General features: G+C 66.0%; 14 protein-coding genes. 6 read left to right on the plus strand and 8 right to left on the minus strand.

All coding sequences use genetic code 11. From position 1 onward, the window contains the following. Positions 1 to 57 precede the first annotated feature (57 nt). The 3 genes from OIE68_RS03960 to OIE68_RS03970 are packed head-to-tail and all read left to right on the plus strand — an operon-like array spanning position 58 to position 4072. A complete protein-coding gene (locus OIE68_RS03960) occupies positions 58 to 915 on the plus strand; it encodes an SDR family NAD(P)-dependent oxidoreductase (protein WP_327098044.1) in 858 nt (285 codons plus the stop codon). A gap of 32 nt (positions 916 to 947) precedes the next feature. Further along, positions 948 to 2597 (plus strand): acyl-CoA synthetase, encoded by a 1650-nt coding sequence (locus tag OIE68_RS03965; RefSeq protein WP_327098045.1) that lies wholly within the window; start codon positions 948 to 950, stop codon positions 2595 to 2597. Then, positions 2594 to 4072: an NAD(P)/FAD-dependent oxidoreductase gene (locus OIE68_RS03970; protein WP_327098046.1), complete on the plus strand. Its 1479-nt coding sequence runs from the start codon at positions 2594 to 2596 to the stop codon at positions 4070 to 4072. The genes OIE68_RS03965 and OIE68_RS03970 overlap by 4 nt, the downstream gene beginning before the upstream one ends. Before the next feature lie 224 nt (positions 4073 to 4296). Here the strand turns inward: OIE68_RS03970 and fadD11 are convergent, their stop codons facing one another. The 7 genes from fadD11 to OIE68_RS04005 form a co-directional block, all read right to left on the minus strand. Then, positions 4297 to 6117 (minus strand): fatty acid--CoA ligase FadD11, encoded by a 1821-nt coding sequence (gene fadD11 / locus OIE68_RS03975; protein WP_327098047.1) that lies wholly within the window; start codon positions 6115 to 6117, stop codon positions 4297 to 4299. Between the two features lie 13 nt (positions 6118 to 6130). Continuing rightward, positions 6131 to 7105, minus strand: a complete 975-nt coding sequence (locus OIE68_RS03980; protein WP_327098048.1) for an alpha/beta hydrolase — start codon at positions 7103 to 7105, stop codon at positions 6131 to 6133. Positions 7106 to 7184: 79 nt separating this feature from the next. Continuing rightward, positions 7185 to 8042: a short-chain dehydrogenase/reductase gene (locus tag OIE68_RS03985; RefSeq protein ID WP_327098049.1), complete on the minus strand. Its 858-nt coding sequence runs from the start codon at positions 8040 to 8042 to the stop codon at positions 7185 to 7187. Beyond that, positions 8039 to 9496 carry an NAD(P)/FAD-dependent oxidoreductase gene (locus tag OIE68_RS03990; RefSeq protein ID WP_327098050.1) on the minus strand — a complete coding sequence of 486 codons (1458 nt, stop codon included), beginning with the start codon at positions 9494 to 9496 and terminating at the stop codon, positions 8039 to 8041. Before OIE68_RS03990 ends, OIE68_RS03985 begins: the two co-directional genes overlap by 4 nt. Then, entirely contained in the window at positions 9497 to 10990 is a 1494-nt protein-coding gene (locus tag OIE68_RS03995) for an aldehyde dehydrogenase family protein (protein WP_327098051.1), read from the minus strand. It lies immediately after the preceding gene. A gap of 18 nt (positions 10991 to 11008) precedes the next feature. Further along, positions 11009 to 12049 carry a PDR/VanB family oxidoreductase gene (locus OIE68_RS04000; protein WP_327098052.1) on the minus strand — a complete coding sequence of 347 codons (1041 nt, stop codon included), beginning with the start codon at positions 12047 to 12049 and terminating at the stop codon, positions 11009 to 11011. Beyond that, positions 12049 to 12942, minus strand: coding sequence for a metal-dependent hydrolase (locus tag OIE68_RS04005; RefSeq protein ID WP_327098053.1), 894 nt, complete (start codon positions 12940 to 12942; stop codon positions 12049 to 12051). Before OIE68_RS04005 ends, OIE68_RS04000 begins: the two co-directional genes overlap by 1 nt. A 99-nt stretch (positions 12943 to 13041) precedes the next feature. On the opposite strand from OIE68_RS04005, the gene OIE68_RS04010 reads away from it, so the two are divergent. Continuing rightward, positions 13042 to 13662 carry a helix-turn-helix domain-containing protein gene (locus OIE68_RS04010; protein ID WP_327098054.1) on the plus strand — a complete coding sequence of 207 codons (621 nt, stop codon included), beginning with the start codon at positions 13042 to 13044 and terminating at the stop codon, positions 13660 to 13662. 53 nt (positions 13663 to 13715) lie between these two features. Here OIE68_RS04010 and OIE68_RS04015 read toward each other — a convergent pair whose 3' ends face one another. Further along, positions 13716 to 14300: a TetR/AcrR family transcriptional regulator gene (locus OIE68_RS04015; RefSeq protein ID WP_327098055.1), complete on the minus strand. Its 585-nt coding sequence runs from the start codon at positions 14298 to 14300 to the stop codon at positions 13716 to 13718. 96 nt (positions 14301 to 14396) lie between these two features. On the opposite strand from OIE68_RS04015, the gene OIE68_RS04020 reads away from it, so the two are divergent. Next, positions 14397 to 15536: an acyl-CoA dehydrogenase family protein gene (locus OIE68_RS04020; protein ID WP_327098056.1), complete on the plus strand. Its 1140-nt coding sequence runs from the start codon at positions 14397 to 14399 to the stop codon at positions 15534 to 15536. Positions 15537 to 16300: 764 nt separating this feature from the next. Continuing rightward, complete coding sequence (locus OIE68_RS04025) at positions 16301 to 17617, plus strand: glycosyltransferase 87 family protein (RefSeq protein WP_327098057.1); 1317 nt, start codon at positions 16301 to 16303, stop codon at positions 17615 to 17617. The last annotated feature ends 267 nt before the right edge of the window (positions 17618 to 17884 follow it).

A 17884-nucleotide genomic window follows, 5' to 3' on the forward strand; every position in this document is an offset into this window, starting at 1 on the left:
TTCCACTCGTGTCGGCTTCCTAGCCTGGTGACACACGACACAGGCAAGGACTCGATGATGAGTAGCAATCTCCATGGCACGCGGGTCGCGATCACCGGCGGCGCGCGAGGTATCGGCCGGGCGACCGCGGCGGCCTTTCTGGCGGCAGGCGCGAGGGTCGCGATCGGCGACGTCGACACCGAAGAAGTAGCGAAAACCGCTGCGGCGCTGGCGGAATCGACCGGTGGTCGGGTCTTCGGACTGACGCTGGACGTGACCGATGCACAGTCGTTCGACACATTCCTCGACCTTGCCGAAGCACAGCTGGGTGGTCTCGACGCGTTGGTCAACAATGCGGGGATCATGCCGACCGGGCGATTCCTGGACGAGCCGATCGAACTGGCCGACCGGACGATCGATATCAACCTGCGCGGGATGCTGATCGGCACGAAACTGGCCGGACGCCGGTTCGCCGCGCGGCGGCGCGGCCACATCGTCAATGTCGCCTCGGTGCTCGGGTTGGTCGGCACACCCGGCGTAGCGACCTACTGCGCATCGAAATTCGCTGTGGTCGGACTCGGCGCGGCGCTGCACCAGGAGCTGGCCACGGATGGGGTGGCCGTGTCCACCATCTGCCCGGCCTTCGTGAATACCCAACTGATCGAGGGCCTGACGCCGAACTGGTTGGCGCGGCGCATCGGATTCGTCGAGCCCGCCGATGTGGCCCGCGCGGCGGTGGCCGCGGTGGCGAGCGGTCGCGGCGGACGACGGGTGGTTCCCGCACTGACCGGTGTGACGGCGCGGGTGCTGAGCCCGCTGCCGGAGAACCTGGCCAACCGCATCGGCCGACTGCTCGGCACCCACGACACGATCGGCAAGGCCGACACCGCCAAGCGGGCGGCGTATCTGGATCGTGTGACAGGGCCGCGGGCCTGAATGTCATCGACCTATCGAGGAGAGAACCGACAATGACCTTGTCTGCCGTCGCGATCCTGAATCGCCTCGAAATCGCGGCCGAGGATGTGCGGGCCGTCGTCCGGCTGCACCGCAGCGGCGTCATCGATCTGACCCGGCCCGACCGGGTGCTGCGGACCACCAGGAACAACAAGACCTACGGGCCGCAGGCCACACTGATCATGAAGGCCGCGCTCGAACATCCCGATGCTCCGGCGGTGGCCGACGAACGCGGCGTACTCACCTACCGCGAGCTCGACGAACAGTCCAACGCCCTGGCGAATGCGCTACTGGTACAGGGGCTGCGACCCGGCTCGGTGGTGGCGGTGCTGGCCCGTGATCACCGTGGGCTGATCCTCGCCATCAGTGCTGCGGGCCGCGCCGGATTCCGGCTGGCCATGATGAACACCGGCTTCGCCAAACCGCAGTTCGCCGAGGTGTGCAAGCGCGAGAACGTGCGAGCGGTATTGCACGACAGCGAATTCAACGACCTGCTCGACGCCCTGCCACCCGAACTGCCGCGCGTGCTGACCTGGCTGGACGATGGCCACGGCGTCCCGGCGGGGGCCCGCACGCTCGACGAGCTGATCGTCGGCGGCGATAGCAGTCTGCCCCCGTCACCCGCGCGGCCCGGCGGGTTCATCATTCTCACCTCCGGCACCACCGGTCTGCCCAAGGGCGCGCCGCGTACCAAGCTGACGCCGCTGGTGAGCGCGCTGTTCGTCGACCGCATCCCCTTCCCGCGCCGCAGTGCGGTGGTGGTCGTTTCCCCGCTGTTCCATGCCACCGGATTCGGAATGTGGAGCGTCGCAACGGCTTTGGTCAACAAGACGGTGACGCAGCGCCGCTTCGACGCCGAGTCCACGCTGCGGCTGCTGGCCGAGCACCGCGCCGGGATGCTGGTCGCGGTACCGACCATGCTGCATCGCATGGTATCGCTGCCGCCGGAAGTCCTTGCCCGCTACAACCTTTCGGCGCTGCGAGTAATAGTTGTCGCCGGTTCGGCGCTGTCGCCGGAACTGGCCGCCCGGGTGCAGGACACCTTCGGCGAGGTGCTCTACAACCTGTACGGCTCGACCGAAGTCGCTATCGCCTCGGTGGCCCAGCCGGACGAATTGCGCAAGGCCCCCGGCACTGTCGGTCGGCCGCCGGTCACCACCCGCATCGCACTGTTCGACGATGATGATCGCCGAATCGAGGGGGTGAACGTCAAAGGACGGGTGTTCGTACGCTCGGGTGCGCCGTTCGAGGGATACACCGACGGCCGCCACAAGCAGATCATCGACGGCTACATGTCCACCGGTGATATGGGCCACTTCGATCCCGACGGACTGCTTTTCATCGATGGCCGCGACGACGACATGATCGTCTCCGGCGGCGAGAACGTTTACCCGCTGGAAGTTGAGAATCTGCTCGCCGAACTGCCCGGCGTGGACGATGTCGCGGTGATCGGCGTCGATGATTCGGAATTCGGAAAACGGCTGCGCGCCGTCATCGTTCCTGCGGTCGGGGCCGAACTGGATGCGCAAGCGGTCAAAGACCACGTCAAGTCGAACCTGGCCCGCTACAAGGTGCCGCGCGATGTGGTCTTCATCGACGAACTACCGCGCAACGCCACCGGCAAGGTGCTGCGCCGTAAACTGGAGGAACTGGACTTCGCATGAGCAGCAACGAGAACCCGCCTGTATCCGTCGCGATCATCGGCGCGGGATTCGGCGGCTTGGCCGCCGCCATCGAACTGGAGCGCAACAATATTCGCGACTACACCGTCTTCGAGAAAGGTGACGGCGTCGGCGGCGTGTGGCGGGCCAACCACTACCCGGGCGCGGCTTGCGACGTGCCTTCGCCGACCTACTCCTACTCGTTCGAACTGGAGACCGAGTGGTCCCAGCGCTTCGGCACCCAGGCCGAGATCCGCGCCTACTTGGAACGTACCGCGGTCAAATATGGCGTGGCGCCGAAGGTTCGGACCAATGCCGAGGTGGTCGCCGCGACCTTCGACGAAGATAGTGGGCGCTGGCAGGTGGAGCTGGCCGATGGCGAGAAACAGTGGTTCGACGCGCTGATCTGCGCCACCGGACAGCTGTCGCGGCCGAAGATCCCGGTTCTGGCGGGGTTGGACACCTTCGGGGGCAAGCACTTCCACTCCGCCGAATGGGACGAGTCGGTGGATATCACCGGCAAACGAGTCGCGGTCGTGGGCAGCGGCGCAAGCGCGGTGCAGATTGTTCCCGCCATTGCCGAGCAGGTGCGCGAACTGCATGTGATCCAGCGCTCCCCGAACTGGGTCGGCAACAAGTGGAACCACAAGACCAACCCGCGGAGCCGTCGACTTCTGGGCACGGTCCCCGGCTTAGCGCGTGCCCAGCACAATCTGGAATGGCTGTGGTACGAGTCGCGGGTTCCCATTATCTTCAATGGATTCGATCCGCTGCGGGTGGGTATACACGCCTGGCTGCGCTGGAAGATCCGGCGCGAGATCGGTGATCCGGACCTGCGTCGCAAGGTCACCCCGGATTACAAGGTCGGCTGTAATCGATTGCTGCTGTCCAACGACTGGTATCCCGCACTGGACCGTGAGCATGTCGCTGTGCACACCGAAGGCGTTGCGCGCGTGCAGGAGTCGGGCCTGGTGTTGACTGACGGCACCGAGGTCGACGCGGATGTGATCGTGTGGTGCACCGGCTTCACCGCCACCGAATACCTCGCCCCGATCGACATCACCGGCCGCGATGGACGCAAACTGCACACCGAGTGGAAAACCGGACCCGAAGCCTATCTCGGCGTCACGGTCTCGGGTTACCCGAATCTGTTCATGATCTACGGCCCCAATACCGGTTCGCTCACCAACACCATCATCTTCCTGCTCGAGAAGCAGGCTCGCTACGCCCGCCTCGCCCTCGAACACAGCGGCCGCACCCGTGGCTGGCTCGATGTCCGCCGCGAGGTCCAGGACGCCTACAATCGCGACCTGCAAAACCGCCTCACCGGAACGGTTTTCACCAGCGGTTGCCCCGGCTGGTACCACACCGAAACAGGCAAGGTCGTCGCCGTATGGCCCGGCTCCCATATCGCCTACGCTCGTGCCACGGCCCGCGTCGACCTTACGGCCTACGAAACCGGTACCCGCACAGAGTGATCGGACTCCGACGGTGACCTCGCGACGGGTGCCGATACCGAAGGGGCGCGGGGTGATCCAGTCGACGCCGGTAATGCCGCGAGCCCAAGAGACCAGGGCGTCGTCGGCGGTGAGGAGTTGCCAGACCCGTTCGGGTTCGGCGGGCACGATCACGCTGTGGCGGAAGCGGATCGGGCCGTTCTGAATGAGAGTGTCGTCGCTGTCGGCGAGAGGGAACCAGCGGGTCATCGGGAGACGGTCTCCTTCGTGGCCGGGGTGTACACGCCGGCGGGCTGCGGGTCGGCATAGAGCAGGTCGATGTCGGCGGCGTACACCTCGCCGATGGGCTTGCGCCGCAGCTTCATGGTGAGGGTGAGTTCGACGCCGCCGGGTTCCCAGAAGGTCGGCAGCAGCCGGAACCGTTTGATCTGCTCGACGCGGGACAGGACCTCGTTGGCGGAATCGATAGCGGCGCAGACCCGTTCGATGATGTCCGGATGTTCGACGAGTGCGGTGGCGGTGACCGGTAGTCCGCGCTCGGCGGCGAAACTCGCAGCGGTGTCCGGATCCAGCGTCACCAGGGCGGTGACATAGGGGCGGCCGTCGCCGACGGCGACGACGGTGCCGATCAGACCGGAGGCCGCGCGTACCGCGTTCTCGATATTGGCGGGAGACATATTCTTTCCCGACGCATTGATGATGAGTTCTTTCTTGCGGTCGACGATGCGCAAACAGCCATTACCGTCGCGGGTCATCACATCGCCGGTCGCGAGCCAGCCGTTGGTGTCGATGGCTTCGGCCGTCTTCTCCGGTTCGCCGCGATAGCCCTTCATGACCAGCGGGCCGCGCACGAACAGCTCACCGTCGTCCGCCAGCCGCATCTCCATACCTGGTACGAGACGCCCAACGGTGCCGAGTTCGGTTGGCTCGTAACGCGATACGCTGGCGATGCAAGTGAGTTCGGACATGCCCCAGATTTCGGAGATGGGTAGTCCGAGTGCGGCGAAGAATGCGAGGGTGTCTGCGGGGATCGGCGCCGCGCCGGAGACCGCCCATTTCAGCTCGTCGAAGCCGAGTTTCGCGCGCAGCGCCGACAGGACTGCGTCATCGGCCTTCTCGAATTCGGCGGCCAGGTCGGCGGGAACGGACGCTCCGGCGCGCAATAGGTCCATGCGCTTGCGTGCGGTGTCGAGGGCCCAGCGCAGCGCCCTGGCACGCGCCGCATCGGATTCGTTGGCGACGCCGAGTTCTATTGCGGCCTTCAGCTTCTCCCACACCCGCGGTACCGCTCCCCAGATGGTCGGGCGGCAATCCGGCAGCGCGGCCGCGATGAGCGCGGGTTCGGCCACCACCGTCACCTGTGTGCCGAACACTATCTGCAGGTAGAGCGCGGTCAACCGGTCGGCGATATGGGCCGAGGGCATGAACGAGGTGATCCGGTCGCCGAATTCGATCGGCAGCACCTGGGCCAGCGCATAGGCCTCGAACAGCAGATTGGCGTGCGTGGTTTCGACGCCCTTGGGGTTGCCGGTGGTACCGGAGGTATAGATGAGGGTGGCGACATCGTCGGGCCGCGTCTCTTTCCAGGACTTCTCGAAATCGAAGTCGCTGGTACCGAGCGTTTGCAGCTCCTGAAGGGTCATTGTGCCCTCGACCGGGTCGCCGTCCAGTACGACGATGTGCGCGGGGGCCGCTCCGGAGCTTCGGATGCGGTCGAGATATTGCGCCTCACACACCACCACCGACGCGCCCGCGTTGCTCAGCACATGGGCGATCCCCTCCGGCGGCAGTGTGTTGTAGACCGAGAAGGACGTGGCTCCGGCGTGCAGCGCGCCGACGTCGATCGGGTAGAACTCCACCCGGTTGCCCATCATCAGCGCCACGGTGTCACCGCGACCGATTCCGAGCGCAGCGAAGCCAGCGGCGATGCGGCGCACCTGGGCGGCGTATTCACCCCAGGTGAGTTGCTGGGAGCCGCCCACGGTGCGCACCGCGACAGCGTCGGGATCGATGGCCGCGTTGTGCTCGAAGGCGGCGCAGAGGGTATCGAAACGAGTAGCGCTCATGACTTTACTTTCTTCAGATCGCCTGTGCGGCAGGGGATTCGAGGGCATCGATAACAAACCGGCCGCCCGCGCGGTATGCCGTTCGCGATTCGGGCACCAGCGCCGCCAGGGTGTGGAACACGTGCATCTGTTGGGGCCACAATCGCAAGTCGCAGCCTGCGCCGGCGGCGTTGAGCCGGTCGGCGAGCGTGATCGCGTCGGCGGCGAAGAGCTCATCCTGGCTGGCTTGAATCATGGTGGGCGGCAATGGTGTTCCCGCGCGTGGACGCAGTTGCCGCGGCGCGTCGGCGAAGTTGGCGACGGCGGCGCGCGCGGTGGCCAGGCTGAGCAGGGCATCATGGCCGTCGCCGCCGCGCGCGAGGTCCAACGCGAGGTCGGCCATAGGCGAGAACAAGAGCAGGGCCGCGGCGCAGCGACGACCATGATCGGCGCTGCGTATCACGAAATCGGTGGCGAGGTAGCCGCCCGCGGAGTCGCCCGCGATGACGATCCGGTCCGGGGCAAATCCCCGTTTGCGCAGTTGGTGGTAGGCGGCGGCAACATCGGATGCCGCTGCGGTATACGGGTTTTCGGGAGCGAGCCGGTAGTCCGCGGCCAAGACCGGCAGCCGGGTCGCGGTCGAAAGCCGTGAGGTGACACCGCGATAAGAGCGTGCGGACCCGGTGATGAAACCGCCGCCGTGCACATAGAGGATGGCGGCGTCGTCGCGATTCGCACGGGGACCCCGGACCCACTCGGCGCGCACCGGACCGTCCTCGACGGCCTCGATGGCCGTGCCGTTCAGCACCGGCGCGACAACGCGCATGACTCGATCGATGATCACCCGAGCCGCCGGTAGCGTGTGCTCGTTGACCGGGATGGCGGCCAGGACCGGACGCACGGTGTGGCTCGAGATCTGCCGCAGCGCCCGAGCCCGCAGGGACGCGGGTTCGGCGCGCGTAACTGCCCTGGCGCCCGGGCTCATCGGTCGTTCGCTGCGCTCGCTCATGACCACACCTCGCCGGCGCTCGGCTCCGTCATGACCGAGCGATGCTCGGCCGCGCCTATTGTTCGTTCGCTGCGCTCGCTCATGACCGCACCCGGGCTTCCACCGCGCGCACGAGGTCGTGCACGCGCGGGTCGCGCGCGAGGCGGGTGTCGAGCACCACGTTCACCGCACCGCGCAGCAGTGCGTATGGCCCCCAACCGGTCGCGGGTGCGATGGTGCGCGGGGCGCGTTGTTCGATACCGTCGGCGACCGCCCGCGCGGCCTCTGCCGCGGTGATCCGTCGGCTCAGTGGCCACGGAAGCAACTCGTCGAGGGCGCGGCCGAGGTCGTCCCTGTCGAGGGTGTCATGGGTCATGGCGGTGTCGACAATGCCGAAATAGGCGACCCCGGCGGTCGCGCCGAATGGTGCGAGCTCGACGCGCAGTGCGCGGCCCAGCTGTTCCACGCCTGCCTTGCTGATCATGTACGGCGCACCCGCCATTCCCGGTGCGAAGGCTGCGCACGAGGACACCACAACGACATGGCCGCGGGCGGTGACAACGTGATCGAGCGCCGGGCGCACGGTGTTGAAAACGCCGGTCAGGTTGATATCGATGACGCGGTCGAAGTCCCGGCCGTCGAGGGTGCGCAGGGTGGCGGGGCGCGGCACCACACCGGCATTGGCCACCACCACGTTCAGACAGCCGAAGTGATCGACCGCGTCGGCGATCGCCTGGCGCATGGCTTCTCGATCCGCCACATCGGCAGCGACCGGCAAAGCGCGCGGGCCGAGGGCGGTCGCTGCCGCGGCGACGCCCGCACGGTCGATGTCGACCAGCGCGACCGATGCGCCGCGTGCGTGGAGAATATTCGCCAGTTCACGGCCGATGCCCTGTGCGGCTCCGGTGATCAACACGACCTTGCCGTCCACGTTGTAGCGGCGGCTCCCGATCGTCATGGGGTCACCTCGTACGCGTCGGCGTCGAACGCGCGTGTGCGACGGCGGTATTCGAAACTCCAATTCGGATACAGCCCCGCATTGAGCCCATCGGGTGTGGTGTAGTAGCTCGTGCACCCGCCGGTCAGCCAGACGCTGGTGGAGCTGCGCCGCGCCATCTCGGCGAGGAAGTCCTCCTGGGCTTCCGGTCGTACCTCGACGCGGCGAGCGCCGCTGCGGCGCACGGATTTCAGCGCATCGACGATGTAAGCGATCTGCGATTCGATCATGTAGATGGCCGACTGGTTGCCTGCCGCGCCGAAGGGGCCCAGCGTGCAGAAGAAGTTGGGGAATCCCGCGACCGCCGCACCGAGGTAGCTCTGCGGTTGTTTGTGGTAGAGCTCGGCCAGCGAGATCCCGTCTCGGCCGATGAGCCGTTCGTAGGCGGTCGGGATCGCGGTGAACCCGGTGCCGTGGATTATGGTGTCGACTTCGTGTTCGGTGCCGTCGCGCAGCACGATCGAATGCGGACGCACCTCGCCGATACCCTGCGTGACGACCTCGACATTGGGTTGGTCGAGCGCGGGTAGATATGCGTCGGAAAAGATCGCACGCTTGCAGCCGATCACATAGTCGGGCGTCAAGGTCTTGCGCAACAGCGGGTTTCGCACCTGCCGCAACAGTTGCAGCCGTGCCAGCCCCTCGTAGGGATGCCGGAAGCGTTGGTCCACCAGCGAGATCAGTCCGAATGCCTCGATGGCCGAGTACCAGAGACTGCGAACGGCCTTCTGTGCCAGAGGAACACTGCGCAGCAGAAACCGCTCGGCGGAGAGTGTTCTGCGGTCCATGCGCGGCACGATCCACGGCGCGGAACGTTGGAACAGCAGCAGTTTGCCGACCCGGGGCTGGATTTCGGGAACGAACTGCACAGCGGAGGCTCCGGTGCCGATGACCGCGACGCGCTCGCCGGTGAGGTCGTGTTCGTGGTCCCAGTGCAGTGAGTGAAAGCTGTTGCCCGCGAAGGTGTCCAGACCAGGCAGGTCGGGATACTTCGCCTCGGCGAAGATCCCCGTCGCCGACACGAGAAAGTCCGCGGTGCGCGAACCCTGCGCGGTCTCGATGCGCCACAGCGATGCGGTCTCGTCCCAGCGGGCGTCGAGGACCTCCGCGTCGAAGCGAACGGAGCGGACCACATCGTGGTCGACGGCCACCGAACGGAGGTATTCGAGGATCTCGGTCTGCTTCCCGTAGGTGCGCGACCAGTCGGGATTGGGCGCGAACGAGTAGCTGTACAACTGCGAGGGTACGTCGCAGGCGCAACCCGGATAGGTATTGGCGCGCCAGGTTCCGCCCAGATCGTCGGCGCGTTCCAGGATGACGAAATCCTCGAATCCGGCCTCGCGCAGTTTCACCGCGAGCCCGATGCCGCCGAATCCCGCGCCGACGACGGCGATATGGGTGTGTTCCACGTTCATCTATCGGCTCCTTGCGTGCAGCAGCGCGACCAGCCGGTCTGCCACCGCGTCTATTCGGGTGGTGCGCCGGAAGGTGGTCAAGGGCAGCGGCGATGGAAACAGCTGCCTGGTGGTCGCTTTGGCGTAGGCGAATTCCGCGAGTCCATCGGGTCCGTGTACCCGGCCGAATCCGGAGTCGCCGACCCCGCCGAGCGGCAGCGTCGGGATCGTGGCGTGGGTGACGAACGAGTTGATCGAAACGCCGCCGGCGCGAATGCGATCCGCGATGGCGCGGCCGCTGTGCCGCGAGAACACTGTGCCGCCCAAGCCGAACGCGCCCGCGTTCACCTTCTCGATCGCTTCGTCCATATCGCGCACGCGGGTGACCGTCAGGGTCGGGCCGAAGGTCTCCTCGGTAATGGCCGTGGCGTCGTCGGGCACCTCGGCCAGGATTGTGGGCTGCACGAATTGCCCCGGCACAGTGTCGATTCCGCCGAGCAGGACGCGAGCGCCCCGGGTGATCGCGTCCTCGAGATGGCGTCGGATGACGTCGAGCTGCTTGGGCATAGTGATCGGTCCGATCTTGGATTCGGGCCGACCGGCGTCGATGGTGCTCGCGAGCGCCACCAGTTTCGTGACGAAGGCGTCGTATACCTCGGTGTGCACGTAGACGCGTTCGACGCCGAGGCACGTCTGGCCCGCATTGGACAACCCGCCCCACACCGCGGCTTCGGCGGCAGCGTCGAGATCGGCGTCGGCATCGACAATGAGCGCGTCTTTGCCACCGCACTCCATCAGCACCGGGGTCAGATTCTCGGCGCAGGCCGCCATGACCTTCTTGCCCGTTGCGGTGGAGCCGGTGAACCCGATCTTGCCGACCTTGCTGCGGCACAGCGCGTTTCCGGTCTCACCGAGACCGGTGACCACCTGCAGCACCGGTCGCCCCGGAGTAGTGCGGGCGAAGGCATCGGCGAGCCACACACCCACGCCGGGCGTGTATTCGCTCGGCTTGAACACCACGGCGTTCCCGGCGGCCAGCGCGAACGACACCGAGCCGAGCGGCGTGAAAACCGGATAGTTCCACGGGCCGATCACCCCGACGACGCCGAAAGGCCGGTACTCGACCTCGGCGGCATGGTTGACAGTGAGCAGGCTCGACCGCACCCTGCGGCGGCCGAGTACGCGTTCGGCGTTGTGCGCGGCCCAACGCAGATGTTCGAGCGCCATGGCGATCTCGAGTTTCGCGTCCGAGACCGGCTTACCCATCTCCGCATGGATGATCCGGGCCAATTCGTCACGGCCCTGCGCGATTTCGGCGCGCCAGGCGTCGAGCCGCTGTCTGCGCTCGGTGAATCCGAGTGCTGCCCACCAGTTTCCCGCTTCGTGCGCGATTGCGACAGCGTCGTCGACCTCGGCCTGCCGGTGGATCGGATAGCGGCCCACCATTGCGCCGGTGGCTGGATTGCGCACCTCGAAGGTCGCCACTGCTCCAAGGGTTTTCATCGATGTAGCCATCAGTTGGTCTCCGGCCGTTCAGAGGTCGAGTACGAGCGCGTCGCCAGCGGCGCGCGATACGCAGGCCAGCATGTGATCGGCTCGTTCGGATTCGGTGAGCAGCCGGTCGCGGTGTTCGACCGATCCGGCGACGACGCCGACCTTGCAGGTGCCGCAGAAGCCCTGCTGGCAGGAATAGGCGATATCCGGAATCCGACGGCGCAGCGCGGTCAGTGCGGTCTCGTCCGCGGCGACGCGAACGGTGCCGCCGGTGTGCGCGAGGGAGATATCGAATGCGCGGCCATCGGTGACCGGTAGCGCCGAGAATCGCTCGGTGTGCAGCGACCCGGTCGGATTCGATTCGAACATGCAGCGTTGCGCCGCCGCCAGCATCGGCGGCGGTCCGCAGACGTACACGGCCGCACCGGGTTCGGCACGAGCAATGAGTGCGGCGATGTCGGTGACACCGAATTCGTCGTCGGGACGGATATCCGCGCCGGGCAGCTCGTGCAGGAACGGCATGGTGTCGCGCGAGCGGCCGAGGTACACCAGCCGACCACGGGATCCCGCTGACTTGACCATCGGCAGGATCGGTGTGATGCCGATGCCACCGGCCAGGAAGAGATACGACGGGGCGTCGACGAAGGTGAACGCGTTGCGGGGGCCGCGAATTCGCAGCCGGTCATCGGTGCGCAGCGTCTCGTGTACCTCCCGGGAGCCGCCGCCGCCGTCCGGGATGAGGCGCACCGCGATCCGGTAGCGGAAGCGATCCGACGGGTCCCCGCACAGCGAATACTGCCGCTGCCGTCCGGAGGGCAGAATTACATCCACGTGAGAACCTGGCCGCCATGTCGGCAGCGGGCCACCCGCCGCCGCACGCAGCGTCAGACTCACCACATCGTCTGTCTGGCGTTCGATGCTCTCGACGCGCATATCCAGCTCGAATCCCGTGCGCCGCACTGGCTTCGGTCGCGACAGCAGCGGCGCGGCGCCGCCTTTCACGAAGACGCTTTTGTAGGCGTCCATGACCCCGCCGAGTATCCGCAGACTCATCGGCGTGGCGTCGGTCGGCTTGCCCATCAGTGACCCGCCGCCCGTGCGGCGGGCGAGTGCCCGAGATACCGCAGCGCTTTGTCCATCGGACCCAGCTGTGCGGGATGGAAACCCGGCCGCAGGTAACGTGGGATTTCGGTCAGGAACACCGTCCAACTGGGGATCACGCCGCGGCGGGTGGCACTGGCGAACTGCCGCAACCAGAATTTGCCTCTATCGGCCTCCGGATCTTTGCGGTACATGTACGCCGTCGACACGATGAACAGCGGCAGCAGGGTCAGGCTCGCCAGGATCGCGGTCCGTGCTCGGCGTGCGTAACTACCGTCGACGTACATGAACGCGTCGTAGACCACGCTGCGGTGCTCGACCTCCTCCGCACCGTGCCAGCGCACCAGATCCAGCATGGCCGGATGCATGCCCTTCTCCTCGAGAATGTCCGCGTTGAGCAGCCATTCGCCGAGCACGGCGGTGTAGTGCTCCATCCCGGCGAACAGGCCGAGGCGTTCCTTGAGCCACTGGTCCTTCGCCCGTCCGGTCAGGCCGTGATCACCGAGAATGCGGTCGACCAGCCAAGCCACCTTGCGGACATAGGAGTCCACGTCCAGGCCGATGGACTGCAGATGTATGCGCGCGGCCTCATGGCTGTTGGCGTGCATGGTCTCCTGCCCGACGAACCCGATCACCTCCTCCCGCAGCCGCTCGTCGTGGATATGCGGTAATGCCTCGGACAGGGCTTGCGCCATGGCCCGCTCACCCTCGGGCAGCACCAGATGCATGACGTTGACGATGTGGGTGGCCAGCACCTCGCCGGGGATGTAGTGCATCGGCACGGAATCGAACTCGAAATGGACATCGCGCGCCTTGATCGCATGCGCGTCGTCGCCGTAGGTGCGCTTCGTCGCGCCAGCCGTGTCAGCCATGCCCCGACCGTACAGCGCCACAAATTTCATTGCAATGTTGCGGGCTACATTTTCGCATGGATTGTTGCACGGCGTGTGTTGTCTGCTAGCGTCGAACAGGTGAAGACGGCGTCGAAAGCACCCCTGAGCCGCGACGATGCGGACGATCTCGAGACACGGATCCTCGACGCCGCCCTCGTGCAGTTCGCGAAGGTCGGCGTCAAGAAGACGACGATCGAGGACGTCGCCCGGCAGGCCGGGGTGGATCGTGTCACGGTCTACCGGCGGGTGGGCTCGCGCGATGATCTCGTACAGGCCGTGATCAGCCGCGAGGTCGCGACGCTGCTGACGGAACTCGCCGCAATGCCCGAGCGGCACGACAGCATCGACGATCTCATCGCCGACATATTCGTCACGGTCGTCACGCGCTGGCGCACTCATCCCATGGTCGAACGAATGCTGGCGATCGAACCCGAGCGAGTGATCATGAAACTCACGGTCGACGGTGCCACCACCTTCGCCATGTGTGTCACCGCAACCGCCACCACACTCGAACGCGCGGTACAGCGCGGACTACTCGCAGACTCCGGCGACCTGATGATCCGCGCTGAAATCGTCTGCCGCGTAGTCCATTCCCTGATCCTCGCTCCGCACGGCACAACACCGCTACGGTCCGACGACGAGCTCGCCGAGTTCGCACGCAGGTACCTGGTGCCAGTCGTCACCAATGCCCGCGGCTGAGGCTCTCCTTCGAGTACTTGTGCTGATACACCGTGGCGGGGCCACCGTCATGACTAGGCGCTGATGCCCGCGGTGAGGATGGCGGCCAACTCGCGGTAGGCATCGGCATCGTCGAGTCCGGTGTGCTCGCGCACCCCGCCCTGCTGGATGCGGACCATCATGGTCGCGGCCATATCGGCGGCGAAGGCGGCGTGGACGTCACGGAATTCGCCCGCCGCGACACCTTCATCGATGAGTTCGCGGACCCGTCGGGCGGCGATCCTGGTGTTCTTCTCGTAGATCTCCCGCGCGGGCGCGAAACCGCTCAAGTCGGCCATGAATCGGTCGGAGGCCGCGGCCAAGGCGGTACCGACCGCGGACAGGTAGGCGGTGATGCGCTCACGGGCATCGGTGATCGGCGCGATGCCGGTTTCCACGTCGTCGGTGGCGCGGCGGAAAAAGTGCACTGTCGCGGCCCGGACCAGCTGTTCCTTACTGCCTGCGAGGGTGTAAAGGGTCGATTTGGAGCAGCGCAGTCTGGCGGCGATCTCGTCGAGAGTCAGGTGTGCGAATCCCTCGGTCAGAAACAGGTCGACCAGTGCGTCGAAGAGTTCGGTACGCCGCCGGGTGGCGAATCCTGCGTGCGTGAGCTGCTCCATATCAGCGAATAGTACTGGTGAGGTTCTTGCAGTACTGGATTGTGCACAGTACTGTGATCAGTAATTCAGTACTATTATTCGTAGGCGAGGAGTCCTGTGGCCGTCGAACGTCTGCTGCCCACCACCGAAGCCCGGGAATTGATCCAGCTCACCCGAGACATCGCCGATAAAGTCCTCACGCCGATCGTCGATGAACACGAACGGGCCGAGACCTATCCCGACGGTGTGTTCGCCACGTTGGGGGAGGCCGGGTTGTTGAGCCTGCCGTACCCGGTCGAATGGGGCGGCGGTGGCCAGCCGTACGAGGTGTATCTGCAGGTCCTCGAGGAGATCGCCGCGCGGTGGGCGGCGATCGCGGTGGCGGTGAGCGTGCACAGCCTGGCCTGCCATCCGCTGCTCGCCTTCGGTACCGAGGAGCAGCGGCGACGCTGGCTGCCGGAGATGTTGGGCGGCAATACGATCGGCGCGTACAGCCTGTCCGAGCCGCAGGCCGGATCAGATGCCGCCGCGGTGGCATGCAAGGCCGGTCCCGTCGACGGCGGATATCTCGTCAACGGCACCAAGGCATGGATCACCCATGGCGGCATCGCCGACTTCTACAACCTTTTCGCGCGCACGGGCGAGGGGTCGCGCGGCATCTCCTGCTTCCTGGTACCGCGTGAGACCACCGGCCTGACGTTCGGCAAGCCCGAGCAGAAAATGGGGCTGCACGCGGTGCCTACCACGACCGCGCACTACGACGACGGGTTCCTGCCCGTCGAGCGACGGATCGGTACGGAGGGACAAGGTCTCCAGATCGCCTTGAGCGCACTGGATTCCGGCCGACTCGGCATCGCAGCGGTCGCGACCGGACTGGCCCAGGCCGCGCTCGACGAAGCCGTCGCCTACGCCAAAGAGCGCACGGCATTCGGCAAGCCGATCATCGACCATCAGGGTCTCGGGTTCCTACTGGCCGATATGGCTGCCGCGGTCGATTCGGCCCGCGCCACCTACCTCGATGCCGCGCGGCGACGCGATGCGGGGCTGGCGTATTCACGGCAGGCGAGTGTGGCCAAACTGATCGCCACCGACGCGGCCATGAAGGTCACCACCGACGCGGTCCAGGTATTCGGTGGCTACGGCTACACCCGCGACTTCCGGGTCGAGCGGTATATGCGCGAAGCCAAGATCACCCAGATCTTCGAGGGCACCAACCAGATTCAGCGCCTGGTCATCGCACGCAGCCTCGCACAATGACCAGTCGGATCCGCACCCCAGCCCACGAGCTTGCCGTGAAAGTCTGGGGCACAGGTGAATTCGATGACGATGTCGACGCTCAGTTCCCGGCGCGGCCCAAGCCCGCGCCTCGCGCCAGGACGATCGCGTTGGCGCGGTCGGTCCGTGCCGTCAAGATACGCCGACCGCCCGACTCGGCAGAGCCCCGGGACTTGGGCGGGCGGTTAGCCAGGACAAGTCGGGCTCTGCCCGTGCGAACACCGGATCAGCGATATCCGCCGTAGTTCTGTCGATTCTGGTCGTAGTCGTACGGTTTGTAGCCGGAGTCGTTCGGACCGGCGCACCCGGGCTGGTAGGTGTCGCACGCACCGTAGGGTGCATAGCAGCCGTACCGGTTCGAACCGCACGGATCGTATGGCCCTGAAACACATACGATTTCGCTGCCGGTGTCGGGCGGGACCGGCGTCGCCTCTGCCACTCGAAACGATATCGAGAACGCTGACGTGATCAAGACCAAGGCAGCTGCGGCACGACCCAGGTGAACACCTCGGTGAGACATTCGGCTCCTCCTTATCTTCGGATGACTGTTGTGATTCCGGTTGTGCGCCTGACGGTTTCGATCGAACGGCCATGCGTGCGATCAAGTGCCCGTCATGCGCGCAGCAGCGTATCGGCGGTAGCGCCGGACCGGTCCCGGCGCTGTGCTGAGCGCGACGATGTTTGCGCCCGGTGTCGGATGAGCCTCGCGATCGTTAGGCTGCGGCCTTGTGCGCAGGCTGTCGTCGGTGTCGAGGTTGTGGTTGGTGTGGGTGGTTACGCGGATGCTGATGGTGGCGTTGACCGGGGTGACGGTGCTGCCACACAGCGTCTGGGATGCCTCGGCCGCGGACTTGACGCTGTATCGCGGATGGGCCGAGCAGATCGTGTACCAGAACATTTTCCCGCTGGCGGACGAGCGCTGGCAGTATCCGCCCGGGGCAGGCGCACTGCTCGTGGTGCCCCGACTGCTCGGCGGTGGGCTCGGTTACAACTGGTTGTTCTTCGCGCTGGTCGCCGCCGCGGATGCGGGCGTACTCGGCTTGTTGATCCGGGCCGCGCGGCGCGACGGCTGGGAGACAGCTCAGACAGGGCCGTGGGTGTGGGCGGTGGGCGTCGCGCTGTTGGGCAGAGTCTGCTATGGCCGATTCGATTTGATCGTGGCCGCGACCGCGGTTGCGGCACTGCTGTGGGCGACGCGCCGCCCGGCGGCGGCGGGTGCGGCCGCCGCTGCGGGCGTGCTGTTGAAAGTCTGGCCGGTACTGGTTGTGCTGGGTTTGCGCTGGCGAACGCTGCGGCGGATGAGTGCGGGCGCGGCCGGTGTCGGTATCGCCGCGATCGTGGGATTGACGGCGTTGGGTCCGGGGGCGTGGTCGTTCCTGGAGTTCCAGTCGAAGCGTGGATTACAGATCGAATCCGTGGCTGCCACACCGCTGCTGATCGCTCGACTGCTGAACAGCCGCTGGACCATCGTGCATCGTTATGGGGCCGACGAGTTATCCGGGCCGTCGGTGTCCGCCGTAGCTTCAGGGTGCGTGGCGGCCACGCTCGTGGGCGGCACGGTGTTGCTGATCATCTGGTGGCGAGCGCGGCCGCCGGCGACGGATCTGGTATTGGCCGCAGTGCTGCTCGCCTTGGTGACCAGCCGGGTACTCAGCCCGCAGTACCTCGTGTGGGCGGTGGCGGTCGCGTCGGTCTGCGCGCTCGACTCGCGCAGCACACAGCGGCCTGTGCTGCTGCTGGTGCTGGCTACCGCGTTGACGAGCCAAGTGGAATTCCCCTTCCTCTACGACCGGGTAGCCACCGGGAGCTGGCCGGGAGTGGTGGTGCTGACAGTCCGCAACGGCATGCTGCTCTGCGCGACGATGTGGTCGATCGTTCGGCTGTGCCGCAACGGTCTCGATCATCCGGGGCGCCCCTCAGCCAGCTCGTTGCTGGATATCGGTTCGGTAACGCCAGGCGGGCTGCGCGCGCTCTCAGCTAGGCCCGAATTCAGCCATCGAGACAGCTATTTTCCGAGTTCAGTGCCATATCTGGATGCTAGGTCACGGTTCGGTCTCGGGTGAACGCGTGGAGTCATGTGAGCAGTGGGTCTTTTTTCGAAGTTCAATTACTGACACGCTATCGCTAGCTAATAGTTAGCCTTCATAAACGTCGGGGAGCGGCAATCGCGCCGCATGACAGGGCGGATCGGTCGTCGGTGACGGCGATTATCCGTGTTGCGCCATTTCCATATCGAATCGCTACCTTGGTCGACCGGAGTGTCGGCCCGGAGAACGCTATGGCTAATCCAGCGTCCATACCCACCCCCTTCGAGACACGCGGTACCGGTC

This window comes from Nocardia vinacea (assembly GCF_035920345.1).
In the GTDB taxonomy this organism is placed as follows: Bacteria; Actinomycetota; Actinomycetes; order Mycobacteriales; family Mycobacteriaceae; genus Nocardia; species Nocardia vinacea_A.

Bases quoted from the DNA above. Each gene is read 5' to 3' on its own strand.
- OIE68_RS03960 (WP_327098044.1), top strand. From the start codon at position 58: ATGAGTAGCAATCTCCATGGCACGCGGGTCGCGATCACCGGCGGCGCG.
- OIE68_RS03965 (WP_327098045.1), top strand. From the start codon at position 948: ATGACCTTGTCTGCCGTCGCGATCCTGAATCGCCTCGAAATCGCGGCC.
- OIE68_RS03970 (WP_327098046.1), top strand. From the start codon at position 2,594: ATGAGCAGCAACGAGAACCCGCCTGTATCCGTCGCGATCATCGGCGCG.
- fadD11 (WP_327098047.1), bottom strand. From the start codon at position 6,117: ATGAGCGCTACTCGTTTCGATACCCTCTGCGCCGCCTTCGAGCACAAC.
- OIE68_RS03980 (WP_327098048.1), bottom strand. From the start codon at position 7,105: ATGAGCGAGCGCAGCGAACGACCGATGAGCCCGGGCGCCAGGGCAGTT.
- OIE68_RS03985 (WP_327098049.1), bottom strand. From the start codon at position 8,042: ATGACGATCGGGAGCCGCCGCTACAACGTGGACGGCAAGGTCGTGTTG.
- OIE68_RS03990 (WP_327098050.1), bottom strand. From the start codon at position 9,496: ATGAACGTGGAACACACCCATATCGCCGTCGTCGGCGCGGGATTCGGC.
- OIE68_RS03995 (WP_327098051.1), bottom strand. From the start codon at position 10,990: ATGGCTACATCGATGAAAACCCTTGGAGCAGTGGCGACCTTCGAGGTG.
- OIE68_RS04000 (WP_327098052.1), bottom strand. From the start codon at position 12,049: ATGGGCAAGCCGACCGACGCCACGCCGATGAGTCTGCGGATACTCGGC.
- OIE68_RS04005 (WP_327098053.1), bottom strand. From the start codon at position 12,942: ATGGCTGACACGGCTGGCGCGACGAAGCGCACCTACGGCGACGACGCG.
- OIE68_RS04015 (WP_327098055.1), bottom strand. From the start codon at position 14,300: ATGGAGCAGCTCACGCACGCAGGATTCGCCACCCGGCGGCGTACCGAA.